This is a genomic window from Cupriavidus sp. 01L45 (genome assembly GCF_056399885.1).
In genome coordinates this window covers 81,157-98,287 of record NZ_JBFTSG010000006.1, presented here as the reverse complement: position 1 = coordinate 98,287, position 17,131 = coordinate 81,157, and the positions used below count along the sequence as shown (strand labels likewise).

The following is a 17,131-nucleotide window of genomic DNA, read 5'->3' as shown; positions in this document are numbered from 1 at the left end:
GTAGCCAAGGAATACAGAATGACCCGCGAACCCACCCTGACTCCCTTCCAGTTGCTGCCGCACCTGCTGCCGCAGATCCAGATCGACGCCGACACCTTTATCGGCATCCGCCGCCAGATCCACGCCCGGCCCGAACTCGGCTTCGAGGTGGGCGCCACCAGCAAGCTCGTTGCCACCTTGCTGGAAAGCTGGGGCTACGAGGTGCATACCGGCATCGGCAAGAGCGGCGTTGTCGGGCAGCTCAAGGTGGGCAACGGCAAGCGCCGCCTGGGCATCCGCGCCGACATGGACGCGCTGCCGATCGTCGAGGCCACGGGCCTGCCTTATGCCAGCAAGAACCAGGGCAAGATGCACGCCTGCGGCCACGACGGCCACACCGCCATCCTGCTGGCCGCCGCCAAGGCGCTGGCCGACAGCCGCGACTTCGATGGCACGCTCAACCTGATCTTCCAGCCCGACGAGGAAAACCTGTGCGGCGCGCGCGCCATGATCGAGGACGGCTTGTTCGAGCGCTTCCCGTGCGATGCGGTCTTCGCCCTGCACAATATGCCCGGCGTGCCGGCCGGCAGCTTCCGGGTGCTGCCGGGCCCGGTGAGCCTGTCGTCCGACGTGGCGGACGTGACCATCAAGGGCGTGGGCGGGCACGGCGCCATGCCCCACCGCGCGCGGGATCCGATCGCCGCGTCGGCGGCCATTGTCACCGCGCTGCAGACCGTGGTGGCGCGCAACGTGGCGCCGGACGATACCGCGGTGCTGTCGGTGGGCTTTATCCGCGGCGGCGCGACCCATAACGTGATTCCGGAATCGGTCACGCTGGGCCTGAACGTGCGCGCCGCGCGCCCGGAAACGCGCGCGCTGGTGGAGCAGCGCATCCGCGAGATCGTCAGCCTCACCGCGCAGGCGCATGGCGTGGAAGCGCTCATCGACTACCGCCAGCTGACGCCGCCGATGGTCAACACGGAGAGCGAAACCAAGCTGGCGCAGCAGGTTTGCAGCGACCTTGTCGGCGCCGACAAGGTCGTGACGCAAGCGCCCAAGGGCCTGAATGGCAGCGAGGACTTCGCGTGGATGCTGAACGAGGTGCCGGGCTGCTACCTGATCCTCGGCAACGGCGAAGGCGAGTTCGGCGGTTGCATGGTGCATAACCCCGGCTACGACTTCAACGACCAGGTGCTGCCGCTGGGCGCGGCCTGCTGGGTCCGCCTGGCGCAGACTTACCTGACCGCGTGAGATAGCGTGGGCGGACCCGCTGCTGCGCTGTCCGCCTCCGCCTCCACCGCCTCCACCGCCTCGATCGCCTCCCGCTGTTCCGCGGACGAAGCCGAGCCTGGATCCCCTGGTGTCCACGCGTCGCGGACCTCCGGTGGAACAGGCGCCGGCGACGGTACCGCGGGGGCTGGCGCTGTAACGGGTACGGTTGCCGCCGTGGCAGCCGCCGGCGCACCGGCGCCCTGCACGGGCGCCCGCCCCAGCTGCGAACTGATCTCGGCCGCTTCGGCCAGCACGTAGGCAAGCCGCCGCAGCGGCCGGCTGACCTGCAGTTGCAGGAAAAGCGTCAGCGCCGCGCCGGGCACGAAGGCTATGCCGTACAGCGACAGCAGCGGCAACAGGCTGCCGCCCTTGTGCGGCAGTTCGACCAGCCCGGTGACCAGCGCCAGCGCGAACGGGCTCACCGCCAGCAGCAGCCCGATCGTCTTCGTTATCCCTTCCCACATCCGCAATTGCGCATGCACGCGCCGGGCCCGCGCGCGCAGCCCCTGGGCCGGTATCCGCGCCAGTGCGCGCAGCAGCGCGCTCTCCGCCTCATCGTGCCGGTCGACCTGGTCGGCCAGCTGGCCCAGCGGATCGCGCAACCTGCGCGCGAGCGCGGGCAGGTGCGTCAGCAGCAGCGCCGCCAGTCCCGCCACGCTGCCCCCCAGCAGGCAATAGACCAGCCGCGCCTGCCACGGCGCCGGCGTCTGCCTGATCTGATACCTGGTGTACAGCACCGCGCCGGTCGCCAGCAGCGCGGCCAGCGAACAAGCCCAGAACAGCCCCAGCAGGCCGCGCTGCAGCCGCTCCAGGTTCATGGCGGCCGCGGGCGAACCGGCGGTATCGGATACGGCGGGCGGCTTCCGCTTGAGCGCGTCGAGCAGCTCTCGGGTGGGAGGGAGCCTGGTCAGCATGGCGATTCGGTTGGCAATGGAGGGTTCCACGCGGTGCGAGAGCACTGGCGCGATACCCGCACATTGTCGCCATTTGGCGTGCCAAACGGGGGGGCGCCGGGGGCGTGGGCAGGCCTTTTACCGCAAATTCCCACGTATCGTTGCCGTCACACAACGTATGGCAATGGCGCGGGCCCGGCACCGTCCGGCAATGGTGGTTTCAGTGCCCCGCGGCCGCATTCGATATCACAGGTATCGAATCAACTGATCTCCCTTCCCTTTATCCCAACCCGCTTGCGGGAATAGCATGGGCTCCAACAGTGATTCGCAGCAATTCACAGCTTTTCACAAAACATCGCATCAACGATTGGAGACAGACATGCCGAAGATGAGAGCAGTCGACGCGGCCATTGCCGTGCTGGAAAAAGAAGGTATCACCACCGCGTTCGGCGTGCCCGGCGCCGCCATCAACCCGTTCTACTCGGCCATGCGCCGTGCCGGCACCATCGACCATTTCCTGGCCCGCCACGTGGAAGGCGCCTCGCATATGGCCGAGGGCTACACCCGCGCGGAGGCCGGCAATATCGGCGTGTGTATCGGCACCTCGGGTCCCGCCGGCACCGACATGATCACCGGCCTGTACTCGGCCTGGGCTGACTCCATTCCCATTCTCTGCATCACCGGCCAGGCGCCGCGCGCCCGCTTGTACAAGGAGGACTTCCAGGCCGTCGATATCGAATCGATCGCCAAGCCGGTGACCAAGTGGGCCGTGACCGTGCGCGAGCCGGCGCTGGTGCCGCAAGTGTTCCAGCAAGCCTTCCACCTGATGCGCTCGGGCCGTCCGGGTCCGGTGCTGATCGACCTGCCCTTCGACGTGCAGGTCGCCGAAATCGAGTTCGATCCGGAAACCTACCAGCCGCTCGCCCCGTACAAGCCGGTTGCCTCGCGCCCGCAGATCGAGAAGGCCATCGCCATGCTCAACGCGGCCGAGCGCCCGCTGATCGTGTGCGGCGGCGGCGTGATCAACGCCGATGCGGCCGAGCTGCTGGTGGAATTCGCCGAGCTGGTCAACGTGCCGGTGGTCCCGACGCTGATGGGCTGGGGCGTGCTGGCCGACGACCACCCGCTGCAAGCCGGCATGGTCGGGCTGCAGACTTCGCACCGCTACGGCAACGCCACGATGCTGGCCTCGGACTTCGTGCTCGGCATCGGCAACCGCTGGGCCAACCGCCACACGGGCAGCGTCGAGGTCTACACCAAGGGCCGCAAGTTCGTGCACGTGGATATCGAGCCCACCCAGATCGGCCGCGTGTTCGGCCCGGACCTGGGCATCGTCTCCGACGCCAAGGCCGCGCTGGAACAGTTCGTGGAAGTGGCGCGTGAAATGAAGATGGCCGGCCGCCTGCCGTGCCGCAAGAGCTGGGTGGCGGATGTGCAGAAGCGCCGCCGCACCATGCAGCGCAAGAGCGACTTCGACAACGTGCCGGTCAAGCCGCAGCGCGTGTACCGCGAGATGAACCAGTACTTCCCGCGCGATGTGCGTTACGTGTCCACCATCGGCCTGTCGCAGATCGCCGCCGCGCAGTTCCTCTCCGTCAACGAGCCGCGCCACTGGATCAACTGCGGCCAGGCCGGCCCGCTGGGCTGGACCATTCCCGCCGCGATCGGCGTGAAGGTGGCCTCGCCGCAATCGGATGTGGTGGCCATCTCGGGCGACTACGACTTCCAGTTCATGATCGAAGAGCTGGCTGTGGCCGCGCAGTTCAAGGTGCCGTACATCCACCTGGTGGTGAACAATTCCTACCTCGGGCTGATCCGCCAGGCGCAGCGCAATTTCGAGATGGACTACTGCGTGCAGCTCGCCTTCGACAACGTCAACTCGCCCGAACTCAACGGCTACGGCGTGGACCACGTGAAGGTTGTGGAAGGCCTGGGTTGCAAGGCGATCCGCGTGTTCAAGCCGGAGGACATCGCACCGGCCTTTGCCGAAGCCCGCGACCTGATGGCCGAGTTCTCGGTGCCGGTGGTGGTAGAGGTGATCCTGGAACGCGTGACCAATATCGCGATGGGCACCGAGATCGACAACATCAACGAGTTCGAGCCGATCGAAGACATCGAGGAAGCCATCCTCCGCGAAGAAGTGGAAACGGCGTAAGCATCGCAGGCTGACAAGCGCGGGCCATGAGCCCGCGCGCTTTCTGCAAATCAGTACCGCTGCATCAGCGCGCCCCCAATCACCGCATCCGCGCGAGCGGAACCACAAGACAAGTCACCCGGAGACATCTATGCCAAAACTTGCCGCCAACCTGACCATGCTGTTCAACGAAGTGGCCTTCCTCGACCGCTTCGAAGCCGCCGCGCGCGCGGGCTTCCGCGGCGTGGAGTTCCTCTTTCCGTACGCCTTCCACGCTGACCAGATCGCGGACCGGCTCAACCGCTTCCAGCTCGACCTGGTGCTGCACAACCTGCCGGCCGGCAAGTGGGAAGCGGGCGAACGCGGCATCGCCTGCCACCCGGACCGCGTGGGCGAGTTCCAGGACGGCGTGGGCGAAGCGATCAAGTACGCCAAGGTGCTGGGTGTGCGCCAGCTGAACTGCCTGGTCGGCATCCAGCCGCAGAACATCAAGCGCGAGCAGGCGCAGGAAACGCTGGTGGAAAACCTGCGCTTCGCGTCGCAGGCGCTCGCCGCCGAGCAGATCGATCTGCTGGTCGAGCCGATCAACACCTTCGATATTCCCGGCTTCTTCCTGTCGCGCACGCAGCAGGCGCTGGACCTGATCGAACAGGTCAACGCGCCCAACCTCTACGTGCAGTACGACATCTATCACATGCAGCGCATGGAGGGCGAAATCGCCGCCACGCTGAAAGCGCATCTTCCGAAGATCAAGCACGTGCAGCTGGCCGACAACCCGGGCCGCAACGAGCCGGGCACCGGCGAGCTGAATTATCACTTCCTGTTCAAGTGGCTTGACGAGATCGGCTATGGCGGCTGGGTCGGCTGCGAGTACAAGCCGCGCACGACCACCACCGAAGGCCTGGGCTGGCGCGCGGAACACGGCGTGCAGTAAGCAGAACCAGTAAACCCACAAACATTCAACGATCGCATCAAGGAGACATCACATGGCAAACCAACGCAACGTCGGATTCATCGGCCTGGGCATCATGGGCGCGCCGATGGCGGGCCACCTGCGCGCTGCCGGGCACACGCTGTTCGTGCACGACGTCAACCCGGCGCCGCAGGCACTGGTCGATGCCGGCGTCACCGTCTGCACCAGCGCCGAGGAAGTCGCCAAGCGGGCGGACATCATCGTGATCATGGTGCCGGACACCCCGCACGTGGAAGCCGTGCTGTTTGCCGAAAAGGGCGTGGCCGCCGCGCTCAAGGCTGCCGGCAAGGAAGCTGCGCACGGGAAGATCGTGGTCGACATGAGCTCGATCTCGCCGATCGCCACCAAGGACTTCGCCGCGCGCATCAACAAGCTGGGCGCCGCCTACCTGGACGCGCCGGTTTCAGGCGGCGAAGTGGGCGCCAAGGCGGCATCGCTGACCATCATGGTGGGCGGTCCGCAAGAGTCGTTCGACGAGGTCAAGCCGCTGTTCGACCTGCTGGGCAAGAACGTGACGCTGGTCGGCGGCAACGGCGACGGCCAGACCACCAAGGTGGCCAACCAGATCATCGTGGCGCTGAACATCCAGGCCGTATCCGAAGCGCTGCTGTTCGCCTCCAAGGCAGGCGCCGATCCGGCGCGCGTGCGCCAGGCGCTGATGGGCGGCTTCGCGGCTTCGCGCATCCTGGAAGTGCACGGCGAGCGCATGGTCAAGCGTACCTTCGATCCGGGCTTCCGCATCGAGCTGCACCAGAAGGACCTGAACCTTGCCCTGCAAGGCGCCAAGGCGCTGGGCGTGGCGCTGCCGAACACCGCCACCGCGCAAGAGCTGTTCAACACCTGCGCCGCCAACGGTTGGGCCAAGCAGGACCACTCGGCGCTGTGCCGCGCCATCGAGATCATGTCCAACCATGAGATCGCCAAGGGCGGCGCCAAGTAAGCCAGCAGCACCATCATGGCCTGCCCTGGCAGGCCAGCATCATTCCCCGGCCACGCACGGCCGGGGAAGCAGCACTTCCGGATTCCGTCATGCTAGCCACCGATTCCCACTCCGCCCTGCGGGTGCCCCAGCGCCCGGCCGGTCTTTCCGATCCACGCGCGTTGCTGCGTGACCTGTTCGATACCGCGGTCGCCGCCGTCAGCGCCAGCCATTGCCTGCCGCCGCAACTGCCGYCGCCGCCCAAGGGCCGCACGGTCGTAATCGGTGCGGGCAAGGCGGCCGCCGCGATGGCGCAGGCGGTCGAGACGCACTGGCAAGGTGAACTGTCGGGGCTGGTGGTGACGCGCTATGGACACGGCGCGGCGTGCCGCCGCATCGAGGTCGTGGAAGCCGCGCACCCGGTGCCCGATGAAGCCGGCCAGCGCGCCGCGCAGCGCATGGTGGAACTGGTCAGGGGCCTCACCGCCGACGACCTGGTGCTGTGCCTGATCTCCGGCGGCGGCTCCGCGCTGCTGGCCGCGCCCGCGCCCGGCATCACGCTCGCCGACAAGCAGGCCGTAAGCCGCGCGCTGCTCAAGAGCGGCGCCAACATCGGCGAGATGAATTGCGTGCGCAAGCACCTGTCGGCGCTCAAGGGCGGCCGGCTGGCGTTGCACTGTGCGCCGGCACGCGTCGAGACCCTTTTGATTTCCGATATTCCCGGTGACGATCCCACGCTGATCGCCAGCGGCCCGACGCTGCCCGACGCCACCACCTGCGCCGACGCGCTGGCGGTGATCGCCAAGTACGGCATCGAGGTACCGGCCAATGTGCGCGCGCATCTGGAGAGCGGCGCGGGCGAAACGCCCAAGCCTGGCGACGCGCGTTTCGACGGCCATCGCAGCGCCACGCTTGCCACCGCGCAGCAATCGCTGGCAGCGGCGGCGGCGCGTGCGCGCGAACTTGGCTTCGAGGCGCACATCCTGTCCGACAGCATGGAAGGCGAATCGCGCGACGTGGCGCTGGTGCATGCCGCCATCGCGCGGCAGGTCGCGCAGCACGGCCAGCCGTTCAGGAAGCCCTGCGTGATCCTGTCCGGCGGCGAAACCACGGTGACCGTGCGCGGCAGCGGCCGCGGCGGGCGCAATGCCGAATTCCTGCTGGCGCTCGCCGTCGCGCTGGACGGCCTGCCGGGTGTGCATGCCATTGCCTGCGACACCGACGGCATCGATGGCTCCGAAGACAACGCCGGTGCGTTGCTCGCGCCCGATACGCTGAACCGTGCCGCGGCACGCGGACTGTCTGCGCGCGCGCACCTGGGCAACAACGATGGCTACGGTTTCTTCGCCGGCCTGGACGACCTCATCGTCACCGGCCCGACCCGTACCAACGTGAACGATTTCCGCGCCATCCTGATTGTGTAAGCCACGTGATTGAACAAGGGCGCGCCCTGGGCGCGCCACCCGAGATTGGAAGAGGAGACAAAATGAGACGCCAGCGCAAAGCCAAGATCGTTGCCACGCTCGGACCGGCCAGCACCGATATCGAGGTGATCCGGCAGCTGTTCGAGGCAGGGGCCGATGTGTTCCGCCTCAACTTCAGCCACGGCTCCCACGACGACCACAAGCGCCGCTACGATGCCGTGCGCCAGGTCGAAGCCGAGACCGGCCGCCCCATCGCCGTGCTGGCCGACCTGCAGGGGCCCAAGCTGCGCATCGGCACCTTTGCCGCGGGCAAGGTCGCGGTCAAGGCCGGCGACGTGTTCGTGCTCGACAGCGATCCCGGCCCGGGCGATGCTACCCGCGTGCACCTGCCGCATCCCGAGCTGTTCCGCGTTGCGGCGCCGGGACAGTCGCTGCTGATCGACGACGGCAAGGTGCAGCTGAAGATCGAGTCGGTGGCCAGCGGCAGCATCGTCACGCGCGTGGTGAACCACGGGACGCTTTCCGATCGCAAGGGCGTCAACGTGCCCGACGCGGTGATCCCGATCCCCGCGCTGACCGAGAAGGATCGCAAGGACCTCGACTTCGCGCTGGAACTCGGCGCCGACTGGATCGCGCTGTCCTTCGTGCAGCGTCCGGCCGACATCGTGGAAGCGCGCGAGATCATCGGCACCCGCGCCGGTGTGCTGTCCAAGATCGAGAAGCCCGCCGCGCTGCAACAGCTGGAAGAAATCGTGCGCGTCTCCGATGCGGTGATGGTGGCGCGCGGCGACCTCGGCGTGGAGCTGCCGCCGGAGCGCGTGCCGGGCGTGCAGAAGCGCATCCTGCGCATCTGCCGTCAGCACGGCAAACCCATCGTCATCGCCACGCAGATGCTGGAATCGATGATCGATTCGCCGGTGCCCACGCGCGCCGAAGCCTCCGATGTGGCCAGCGCCATCTATGACGGCGCCGATGCGGTGATGCTGTCGGCGGAATCGGCCAACGGCCGCCACCCGGTACCGGCGGTGGCGATCATGGACCGCATCATCGCCGAGGTGGAGCGCGATCCGCTCTATCGCAACCTGCTGGACGCGCAGCACGAAGCACCGCTGTCCACCCGGCAGGACGCGATCTGCGCCGCGTTGCGCGAAGTCACGCAGATCATCGGCGCGGCCGCCACCGTGACCTACACCTCGTCGGGCTCCACTGCGCTGCGCGCGGCGCGCGAGCGGCCGCACGCGCCCATCGTCAGCATCACGCCGAACCTGGAGATCGCGCGGCGGCTGGCGCTTGCCTGGGGCGTGCATTCCACCGTCAGCCCCGATGTGCAAAGCGTCGACGAGATGGTGAACGCGGCCACCCGCGCCGCGCTGGCCGAAGGCTATGCCGCGCCGGGCGACCAGATCACCATCGCGGCTGGCATGCCGTTCGGCCAGGGCGGCACCACGAACCTGCTGCGGGTGGCCGAGATCGGCGGCACGGAGCCGGGCAAGGCGCTTGCGCTTGGCGCCGGCAGCACGGTGCCGGCGGTTACGGCCTGATACACCACACGCATGCGCCGGCGCCAACGCCGTTGCTATACTGATCGACACACTGTGGCCACTGTCCGGCCGCAGCGATCAACCAGCAATGCGGAGCCACCATGCGTCTCGATGACGAAGCCGAAAGCCAGAATGTAGAAGACCGCCGGGGAGAGGGTTCCGGCGGTTTCGGCGGCTTCGGCGTGGGGCCCAAGACGCTCGGCATCGGCACCATCCTGGTGGCGCTGGCGGCGTCGTATTTCTTCGGCATCGATCCTTCCGTGATCATGCAGGGCGCCTCGGTGCTGCAGGGTTCGCAGCAACAGGCGCCGCAGCAGCAGCATGTGCCCAGCCATCCGCCCGCCAACGACCAGATGACGGTGTTCGTGCGCAAGGTGCTGGGCAACACCGAGCGCACCTGGTCGCATATTTTCGAGACTGACCTCAACCGCCGCTACGCGCCGCCCACGCTGGTGCTGTTCTCCGGCGCCACGCCCACCGCCTGCGGCACCGGCGAGTCGGCCATGGGGCCCTTCTACTGCCCGGGCGACCAGAAGGTCTATATCGACCTGGCCTTCTACGATGAACTGCGCCGCCGCTTCGGCGCCGGCGGCGACTTTGCCCAGGCGTATGTGATCGCCCACGAAATCGGCCACCACGTGCAGAACCTGCTCGGCGTGTCCGGCAAGGTCGACGCCGCGCGCCGCCGCATGGGCGAGGCGCAGGCCAATCAGTTGTCGGTGCGCGTGGAGTTGCAGGCCGATTGCCTGGCCGGCGTGTGGGCCGCCACCGCGGAACGCATGAACCAGCAACTGCTGGAACCCGGCGATATCGAAGAAGGCCTCAAGGCCGCCGCCGCCATCGGCGACGACCGGCTGCAGAAGCAGGCCCAGGGCTATGTCGTCCCCGAAGCGTTCACCCACGGCACCAGCGAGCAGCGCACGCGCTGGCTGCGCCAGGGACTGACTACCGGCGACATCCGCAAGTGCGATACCTTCGCGGCCCGGCAACTCTGAGCCCCGCGCGTCCGCATTGACCGGCCGGAAGCCCGCCCCCCCACCAGGGCGGGGAAAGGAAAAGTGCCTGATCCGTTGTGTAAACATTGTTCACAAAGTGACTGATTGTTTATAATCGCGGCCATGCCCTCCGCCCGCCCGCCGCAACCCAGCCTGCAAGCCCAGCCCGCCGCCGTGCCGTCCGGCAGCACGCCAGCCGTGCCGCTTGCCGCGCGCGCCGGCGTGCCTGTGCGGCCGCCCGCGGCACGTGCGGCTGGTGCCGCGCAGCGCCGCGAGAGCGTGCGCGAGGCCTTCTTCAACGCCGCCCGCGCGCTGTTCGCGGAGGCTGGCTTCGCCGGGGTCACGCTGCGCCGCATCGGCGAGCGCTGCGGTTATAGCGCCGCCGCCATCTACCGGCATTTCGAAGACAAGACCGCACTCCTGTTCGAGGTGTGCGCGCAGGACTGGGTACGGCTGGCGGCCGCGCTGGCCGAGGCCCGGGCCGCCGCCCGCACGGCCGCCGAGGTCCTGCCGGCGGTGCTGGACGCTTACGTGGCGTGGGCCCTGGCCCATCGCCACAGCTATCACCTGATGATGATGATGGGCCTGCCGGCCGACGCCGAACGCGCGATCGACCAGCGCTGGCGCGAGCGTTTCCCCGAGGACCCGGTGGCCGCCGTGCTGCTGGCTTGCGTGCGCGACCAGCAGGCCGCCGCGCTGATCGATGCCGGGCATGACGCCGGCGACGTCACCGACGCGCTGTGGACCGCCGTTCACGGGCTGGCCGCGCTCGACATCACTTTCGAGCACCTGCCGCGCGAGAACCGGCGGCCGCTGGCGCATCGCCAGCGGGTGTTGCTGGCAGCACTGTTGCGTGGTTTCGCGCTGCCTGCCCATTAGGGTCGCCGGACCCCACGGCAACCCTCCCCCCTCCTGCTGTTTCGCCTCACGGCGCTATCCGTACAGTTAGCGCGCCGTCCCACGTTCCATCGCACCGGATCCGCGGCCCGCTGTCGCGCCGGTGCCAGATAACCGAATCTGTCATGGCGTCCTTCTTCCTTCGCCGGCCCGCCTTCGCGTGGGTCATTGCCATCCTCACCATGGTGGCGGGCCTGATTGCCCTCACGCGCATTCCCATCGCCCAGTATCCGGCGGTGGCGCCGCCCACCGTGATCGTCTATGCCGACTATGCCGGCGCTTCGGCACGCACCGTGGAGGACGCCGTGACCGCCGTGCTGGAGCAGCAGATGCATGGCATCCCCGGCCTGCTCTACCTCGATGCCAGCAGCGAGGGCGGCGCCGCCACCATCACGCTGGGTTTCCGCCAGGGCACCGACGCGCAGCTGGCGCAGGTCAATGTGCGCAACCGCGTCATGCAGGCCGAACCGCTGTTGCCGGAAGCGGTGCGCCGCGGCGGCATCTTTGTGGACCAGGCCAGCAGCAGCCCCTTCATGTATGTCTCGCTCGTCTCCGATGGCGGCCAGCTCGACGAAACCGCGCTGGGCGATTTCGCCGCCGGCTCGCTGCTGCCGATGCTGCGCCGCCTGCCCGGCATCGGCAAGGCCGAGCCTTATGGATCCGAGTACGCCTTGCGCATCTGGTTCGATCCGGACAAGCTCAACGCCTACGGCCTCACCGCCGCGGACGTGGAGCAGGGCATCAGGGCGCGCAACGGCGATGTCACGCCCGGCCAGCTTGGCAGCGCGCCGGCGGTGCCGGGCCAGCCCTTCCAGGCGCTGGTGCGCCCGCCCCGGCCGCTGAGCGATCCGGAAGCGTTCGAGCGCATCGTGGTGCGCGGCGGCAGCGACGCCTCGCTGGTGCGGCTGCGCGACGTGGCACGGGTGGAACTGGGCGCCAGCGACTACCGCTACGGCTCGCGCCACGATGGCCAGGTCGCGGCTTCGATCGGCCTCAAGCTGGCCGATGGCGCCAATGTGCTGGCCACTTCGCGCACCGTGCGCGCGGCGCTCGATGAAGCCGCGCGCAGTTTTCCGGCGGGCGTGCGCTATGAGATCTCGTCCGACAGCGCGCAGTTCGTCGAGCGTTCCATCTGGCGCGTGCTGACCACGCTGGGCGAAGCTACGGTGCTGGTCTTCCTGATCCTCTACCTGTTCCTGGGCAACCTGCGCGCCACGCTGATCCCGGTGATCGTGGTGCCGGTGTCGCTGCTTGGCACCGTCGCCTGCCTGTACGCGTTCGGCCTCTCGCTGAACGTGATCACGCTGTTCGGCGTGGTGCTGGCGATCGGCATCCTGGTGGACGACGCCATCGTGGTGGTGGAAAACGTCGAGCGGATCATGCGCGAGGAAGGCGTGGGTGCGATGGAAGCGGCGGCCCGCTCGATGCGCGAGGTGTCGGGCGCGCTGCTGGCGGTCACGCTGGTGCTGTGCGCGGTCTTCGTGCCGATGGCGTTCATGGGCAGCGCGGTCGGCGTGATCTACCGGCATTTCGCCATCACGCTGGCGATCTCCATTGCCTTCTCGCTGTTCTTCGCGCTCTCGCTGGCGCCAGCCATGTGCGCCAGCCTGTTGCGCCATGCGCCGCATCCGGTGCGCGGGCCGCTGGCGTGGTTCGAGCGCGGTTTCACGGCATTTACCGCGCGCTATGCCGGATGGGTGCAGGCGCTGCAGCGCCGCCGCCTGCGCTGGCTGGGCATCTACCTGGCGCTGGCGGTCGCTGGCGGCGTGCTGATATGGCAGATCCCCGCCGGCTTCCTGCCGGACGAGGACACGGGCGAGATTGTGATCGATGTGGAACTGCCGGCAGGCTCCACCCAGGAGGAGACGCGCACAACCGTGGCGGCGCTGGAGAAGTGGCTGCAGGACGGCAAGTATCCGGTGCGCTCCACCTTTGCCGTGCTGGGCTGGAGCAATTCCGGCAGCGGCGAACAGCGCGCCAGCCTGTACCTGGCACTGCAAGACTGGGAGCGGCGCGGTGCCGGGGAGCGCGCTGACGTGCTACTGGCGAGGATGACGGCTGCGCTTGAGGACTGGCCAGGCCGGGGACGCGCGCAGCTCTACGCTTATGGCGGCGCTACCTTGCCCGAACTGGGCAGCACCGGCGGCCTCGACATGCGGCTGGTCGCGCAGCCCGGCACCGGACGCGAGGCGCTCTTCGCCGCCCGCGACAAGCTGCTTGCCGCGGCCAGGGACGAACCCGCGCTCGGCGAGGTCCGTGCCACCACGGCGCAGCCCGCGCCGGCGCTGGACCTGCGCATCGACTACGAGCGCGCGCGCAGCTTCGGCGTGGAGCCCGAGGCCATCCACCATGCGCTTTCCGCCACGCTGGGCTCGCGCTACGTCGACGAAGTGGCGCGCGAAGGCCGTATCCGCCGGGTGATCCTGCAGGCCGACGCGCCTTACCGGATGAACCCCGCCCACTTGTCGCGCGTGCACGTACGCAACGAGCGCGGCGGCATGGTCTCGCTCGGCGCCTTCGCCGAACTGGTGTGGGGCAAGGGTGAAGCCACGCTGGAGCGGTTCAGCGGACTCCCCTCGGTGCGCATCAACGCCGACGTGGTGCCGGGCCACAGCACCGGCACGGCGATGGAGCGGCTCACGGCCATGGTCCGCGAACTGGGCGGCACCTATGACGTGCGCTGGACCGGGCGCGCCTTCGAGCAGCAGCAAAGCGGCGCGCAGGCGCCCTGGCTGTTCGCCTTGTCGTTGCTGTTCATCTTCCTGTGCCTGGTGGCGCTCTATGAAAACTGGACCCTGCCGCTGGCGGTGCTGTTGATCGTGCCCGCCGGCCTGCTTGGCGCGCTGGCGGCGATCTGGCTGCGCGGGATGCCGAACGACGTCTACTTCAAGGTGGGCGGGATCGTGATCATGGGGCTGGCGGCCAAGAACGCCATCCTGGTGGTGGAGTACGCCGAGCAGTTGCGCCGCGGCGGCATGGGGCTGGTCGAAGCTGCCAGCCAGGCCGCCCGGCAGCGGCTGCGTCCGGTGGTGATGACATCGCTGGCCTTTATCCTGGGCGTGGTGCCGCTGGCGATCAGCACGGGAGCGGGTGCGGCGGCGCAGGGCGCGGTCGGCACCGGGGTGCTGGGCGGCATGCTTGGCGCGACCGTGATCGGCGCGCTGGCGGTCCCCTTGCTCTATGTCCTGATCGGGCGCCGGCGTCCCCGGCGCGAGCGGGAATGACGGGCGCGCGCCAGCCTTTGAGGCGTTATGGAATAAGGTGGGATGAACTGCGGGACGGCCGGAGGGATTGAATGTACAGCGGGAGGTACAGCGGGAGCGGCGGGTAAAAATCACCCACCCGGCGGGAGAGAGAAGGAGGAGGAGGTCAGCCGGGCAGGTGGGAGATAAAGCGGGAAAACAGGTGCATAACCGAGGCGGCCACCTAAGTGGCCGCCTGGTAACACGAGGTCTGGATCAGACCTTATAGCCRTACAGCGATCCGTCGCCGGAGCGCGAATTATCCAGCGAGCTGGCAGAGATTTCGCCACTGAAGGCGCGCGCGCCATCGGTGAACGTGTCGAACTTGCCTTGCTTGGCGCCGTCGGTGTACGGGTCGTACTTGCCGGCGCGGGCGCCGTCGGAGAACGTATCGAACTTGCCTTGCTTGGCGCCGTCAACGAACGGATCGAACTTGCCGGTGCGCAACGCATCGGCATAGACGTCGAACTTGCCGACCTTGCTGGTGGCGGGGGCCGCCAGTGCCGCGGCCGATCCGGCCACCAAAAGCACTGCTAACGCGCTGCCCAGGATGCGTTTGGCATTCATTTGGGACTCCTTCAACTGATTGTTTTGTCGCTTTTGTTTTAAGCCGCAGTTACTTGCTGCTCTTTGGCAATCTATGTTGCTATGCGAGCACGGACTGAAGATTAGTGGCTGGGCGCGCAAGGAGAAATACCACTGCGACGAATGGTGCGTTGCGAGTCGTGAAACGCTGGAAGTGCGGACGAACGGCGCGGATTGGCCGCCGGATGGCGCAGCCGGGACGTGGAAACGGCGTGGCGCAAGCGCCTGGCGCGCGGTGCGATAGCCTGCCAGCCCAGGCTGGAGGCCGTCTAGCGCCGGGCAACGGTGCGCGCGGGCGCTCGTGGGACCGGTGTGCGCAACGCTGCCTGCGGCGCGCGAGGACGCCGCGATCGGCGTCCTGAAAGCGCACGTGAGATGCCCTGAATGTGCCTGCTGCGGCCTTAAACGGTGTACTGGCCGTTGGCCTCGGGCTGGAACGACAATTCGACCACCGTGACGCTTTGCTCGCGTCCGTCCGGCAGGCGGTAGCTCACGGTCTGGCCGGCGCGCGCCCCCAGCAGGACGCGGCCGATCGGCGACAGCACCGACAGCCGGCCCTCGTCGAAATCCGCGGTGTCCGGATACACCAGGGTCCAGCGGCGCGGCGTGGCCTCGCCTTCCAGCACGCACAGCATGCTGGAGTTCATGGTGACGACATCCTTCGGAATGGCATCGGCCGGCACGATGGCGGCGCGCTCCAGGATGCTGTCGAGCATCTCGGCCAGCGGGGCGGCGCCGGCACGCCCGGCAATGCGCTCGAGGCGGGTTACGTCGAGCTCGGTAAGGTAAAGGGTCGGTTGTTGCTTGGACGAAGCCGTCATGATGAATCCTCGCTAAGTGGCGATGCGGCGACCCAGGGCGGCTGGAGCGATCCGTCATGGATCGGCTCCGGGCACTGCTAGGTCATGGAATAAGGGGCCGTCAGGAACGGCGGGAAAACCGCGAACAGGGAGTGACTCGGCCCGGTTCGGCGCTTGCCTGCGTTGGGGGGAACGTCAGGCTGGGAACCGGGCAGGATCAAGCGGTGCGCTGATCCGGCGGCAGGCAATAGCCTGTGTGGCTTGCGCGCGCGGCGCCTGCGCTACGCGCGCGGACGCGCCGGCCTGCCCGATACGGGCAAGCTCGACAGCGGTCAGCGACAGGCAGCTAAGCGTCATTTACGTGCGGCAACTATTGGATGGAAATTCGGGAAAGCGCGCCACGCGGTGGGATCGATGAGAGCAATGGCTCACTCAAATGTCTCGTCGCGGGACCGTGCCGCCGCGCTTTTCACCAGCTTGGTGCGCGGCAAGTTGAGGAATCGTAGCATAGCCGGCACCGTTCAGCACCGGGGCGCAACCCTAGCCTTGATCCACGGCATGCGGATGGCATTCGCAGGCGGCGCCGGCCGCGGCCTGCTGCAGGTTCTGCAGGATGCCGCACTCGCTGGCCGGATGGGGCTGGTCGCAGGTGTGGCGCAGCGCCCGCAATTGGCCCTCCAGGGCCTCGAGCGCAACGCGCTGCGCATGGATCTGCTCGATCTGGCGATCCAGCAGGGCGTTGATGTCGTCGCAGGCGAGTGTCGGATCCCGCTCGAAGTCGCGCAGGCGCCGGACGTCGGACAGGCTCATGCCCAGCGAGCGGCAGTGGCGCACGAAATTGAGCTGCAGCAGATGGCTGTCGCCATAGCGGCGATAGCCGTTGTCCTCGCGCTGGGGTGCGTCAAGCAGCCCTTCGCGCTCGTAGTAGCGGATGGTTTCCACGTCGCAACTGCTGTGTTTTGCCAATTCACCGATACGCATGCCGACTCCAGATCACTCCTGCACCCAAGCAAAATCCCCGTAGTAATTACAGGGTCGTATGCAGTGTAGACCACGGGGGCGGGTCTTGCCAGCTCTCTGGAAGCTGGACGCAGCGGCTCAGGCCGGGGCCGGTCCTCGTGCCTGGTCGCGCAAGGTGAGCGCACGCGGCGCGAAGGCCGCGCGCACCACTTCCACCGCCAGTTCGGGCCGGGCGGCGCCGCACATGAAGACATCCACGGCGGCAAAGCCGTATTCCGGCCAGGTATGGATGCTGATATGCGATTCTTTGAGCAGCAACACCCCGGTCACGCCAAGGCCCGGCCCGAAATGCCGGAAGCGCGCATCGACCACGGTGGCGCCGGCGGCCTGCGCCGCCTGGTAAAGCACGCGCTCGACCAGGGCGGCATCGGCCAGCAGTTCGCTGGCCACGCCTTGCAGGTCGGCCAGCAGGTGGTGGCCGAGCACGGCCGGACAGGGTAACGCCGGCGCATTCATG

14 protein-coding genes are annotated in these 17,131 nt (G+C 67.9%); 9 read left to right on the top strand and 5 right to left on the bottom strand.

Annotation, left to right across the window (positions count from 1 at the left end; genetic code table 11):
- Positions 1-18 precede the first annotated feature (18 nt).
- A complete protein-coding gene (locus AC1DT6_RS05885) occupies positions 19-1,230 on the top strand; it encodes a M20 aminoacylase family protein (protein WP_441636840.1) in 1,212 nt (403 codons plus the stop codon).
- Here the strand turns inward: AC1DT6_RS05885 and AC1DT6_RS05880 are convergent.
- Positions 1,215-2,165 carry a hypothetical protein gene (locus tag AC1DT6_RS05880; protein ID WP_441636842.1) on the bottom strand — a complete coding sequence of 317 codons (951 nt, stop codon included), beginning with the start codon at positions 2,163-2,165 and terminating at the stop codon, positions 1,215-1,217. The two genes, AC1DT6_RS05885 and AC1DT6_RS05880, sit on opposite strands and share 16 nt — an antisense overlap.
- 358 nt (positions 2,166-2,523) lie before the next feature.
- Between AC1DT6_RS05880 and gcl the strand changes: the two genes are divergently transcribed.
- The 8 genes from gcl (at position 2,524) to AC1DT6_RS05840 (ending at position 14,251) form a co-directional block, all read left to right on the top strand.
- A complete protein-coding gene (gene gcl / locus AC1DT6_RS05875) occupies positions 2,524-4,299 on the top strand; it encodes a glyoxylate carboligase (protein ID WP_441636844.1) in 1,776 nt (591 codons plus the stop codon).
- A 130-nt stretch (positions 4,300-4,429) separates the two neighbouring features.
- Entirely contained in the window at positions 4,430-5,212 is a 783-nt protein-coding gene (gene hyi / locus AC1DT6_RS05870) for a hydroxypyruvate isomerase (protein ID WP_441636846.1), read from the top strand.
- A 52-nt stretch (positions 5,213-5,264) separates the two neighbouring features.
- A complete protein-coding gene (gene glxR / locus AC1DT6_RS05865) occupies positions 5,265-6,191 on the top strand; it encodes a 2-hydroxy-3-oxopropionate reductase (protein ID WP_441636848.1) in 927 nt (308 codons plus the stop codon).
- Positions 6,192-6,280: 89 nt separating this feature from the next.
- Positions 6,281-7,594, top strand: a complete 1,314-nt coding sequence (locus tag AC1DT6_RS05860; protein WP_477114553.1) for a glycerate kinase type-2 family protein — start codon at positions 6,281-6,283, stop codon at positions 7,592-7,594.
- Positions 7,595-7,656: 62 nt separating this feature from the next.
- The gene (pyk, locus tag AC1DT6_RS05855; RefSeq protein ID WP_035873150.1) at positions 7,657-9,135 is read left to right on the top strand and encodes a pyruvate kinase; all 1,479 of its coding nucleotides are present in this window, start codon (positions 7,657-7,659) and stop codon (positions 9,133-9,135) included.
- Between the two features lie 101 nt (positions 9,136-9,236).
- Positions 9,237-10,130, top strand: coding sequence for a KPN_02809 family neutral zinc metallopeptidase (ypfJ, locus tag AC1DT6_RS05850; protein ID WP_441636852.1), 894 nt, complete (start codon positions 9,237-9,239; stop codon positions 10,128-10,130).
- Between the two features lie 123 nt (positions 10,131-10,253).
- Complete coding sequence (locus AC1DT6_RS05845) at positions 10,254-11,009, top strand: TetR/AcrR family transcriptional regulator (protein WP_477102468.1); 756 nt, start codon at positions 10,254-10,256, stop codon at positions 11,007-11,009.
- Positions 11,010-11,152: 143 nt separating this feature from the next.
- Entirely contained in the window at positions 11,153-14,251 is a 3,099-nt protein-coding gene (locus AC1DT6_RS05840) for an efflux RND transporter permease subunit (protein ID WP_441637174.1), read from the top strand.
- A 234-nt stretch (positions 14,252-14,485) separates the two neighbouring features.
- Here AC1DT6_RS05840 and AC1DT6_RS05835 read toward each other — a convergent pair whose 3' ends face one another.
- From AC1DT6_RS05835 to speD, 4 genes are all read right to left on the bottom strand, one after another.
- On the bottom strand, positions 14,486-14,836 hold the full coding sequence (locus tag AC1DT6_RS05835; RefSeq protein ID WP_441637176.1) for a hypothetical protein: 351 nt from the start codon (positions 14,834-14,836) through the stop codon (positions 14,486-14,488).
- Positions 14,837-15,255: 419 nt separating this feature from the next.
- Positions 15,256-15,675, bottom strand: coding sequence for a nucleoside diphosphate kinase regulator (gene rnk, locus AC1DT6_RS05830; protein WP_441637178.1), 420 nt, complete (start codon positions 15,673-15,675; stop codon positions 15,256-15,258).
- Between the two features lie 519 nt (positions 15,676-16,194).
- Positions 16,195-16,635, bottom strand: coding sequence for a Cd(II)/Pb(II)-responsive transcriptional regulator (locus AC1DT6_RS05825; RefSeq protein ID WP_045242294.1), 441 nt, complete (start codon positions 16,633-16,635; stop codon positions 16,195-16,197).
- A 117-nt stretch (positions 16,636-16,752) separates the two neighbouring features.
- Complete coding sequence (gene speD / locus AC1DT6_RS05820; protein ID WP_441637180.1) at positions 16,753-17,130, bottom strand: adenosylmethionine decarboxylase; 378 nt, start codon at positions 17,128-17,130, stop codon at positions 16,753-16,755.
- Position 17,131: the final 1 nt, after the last annotated feature.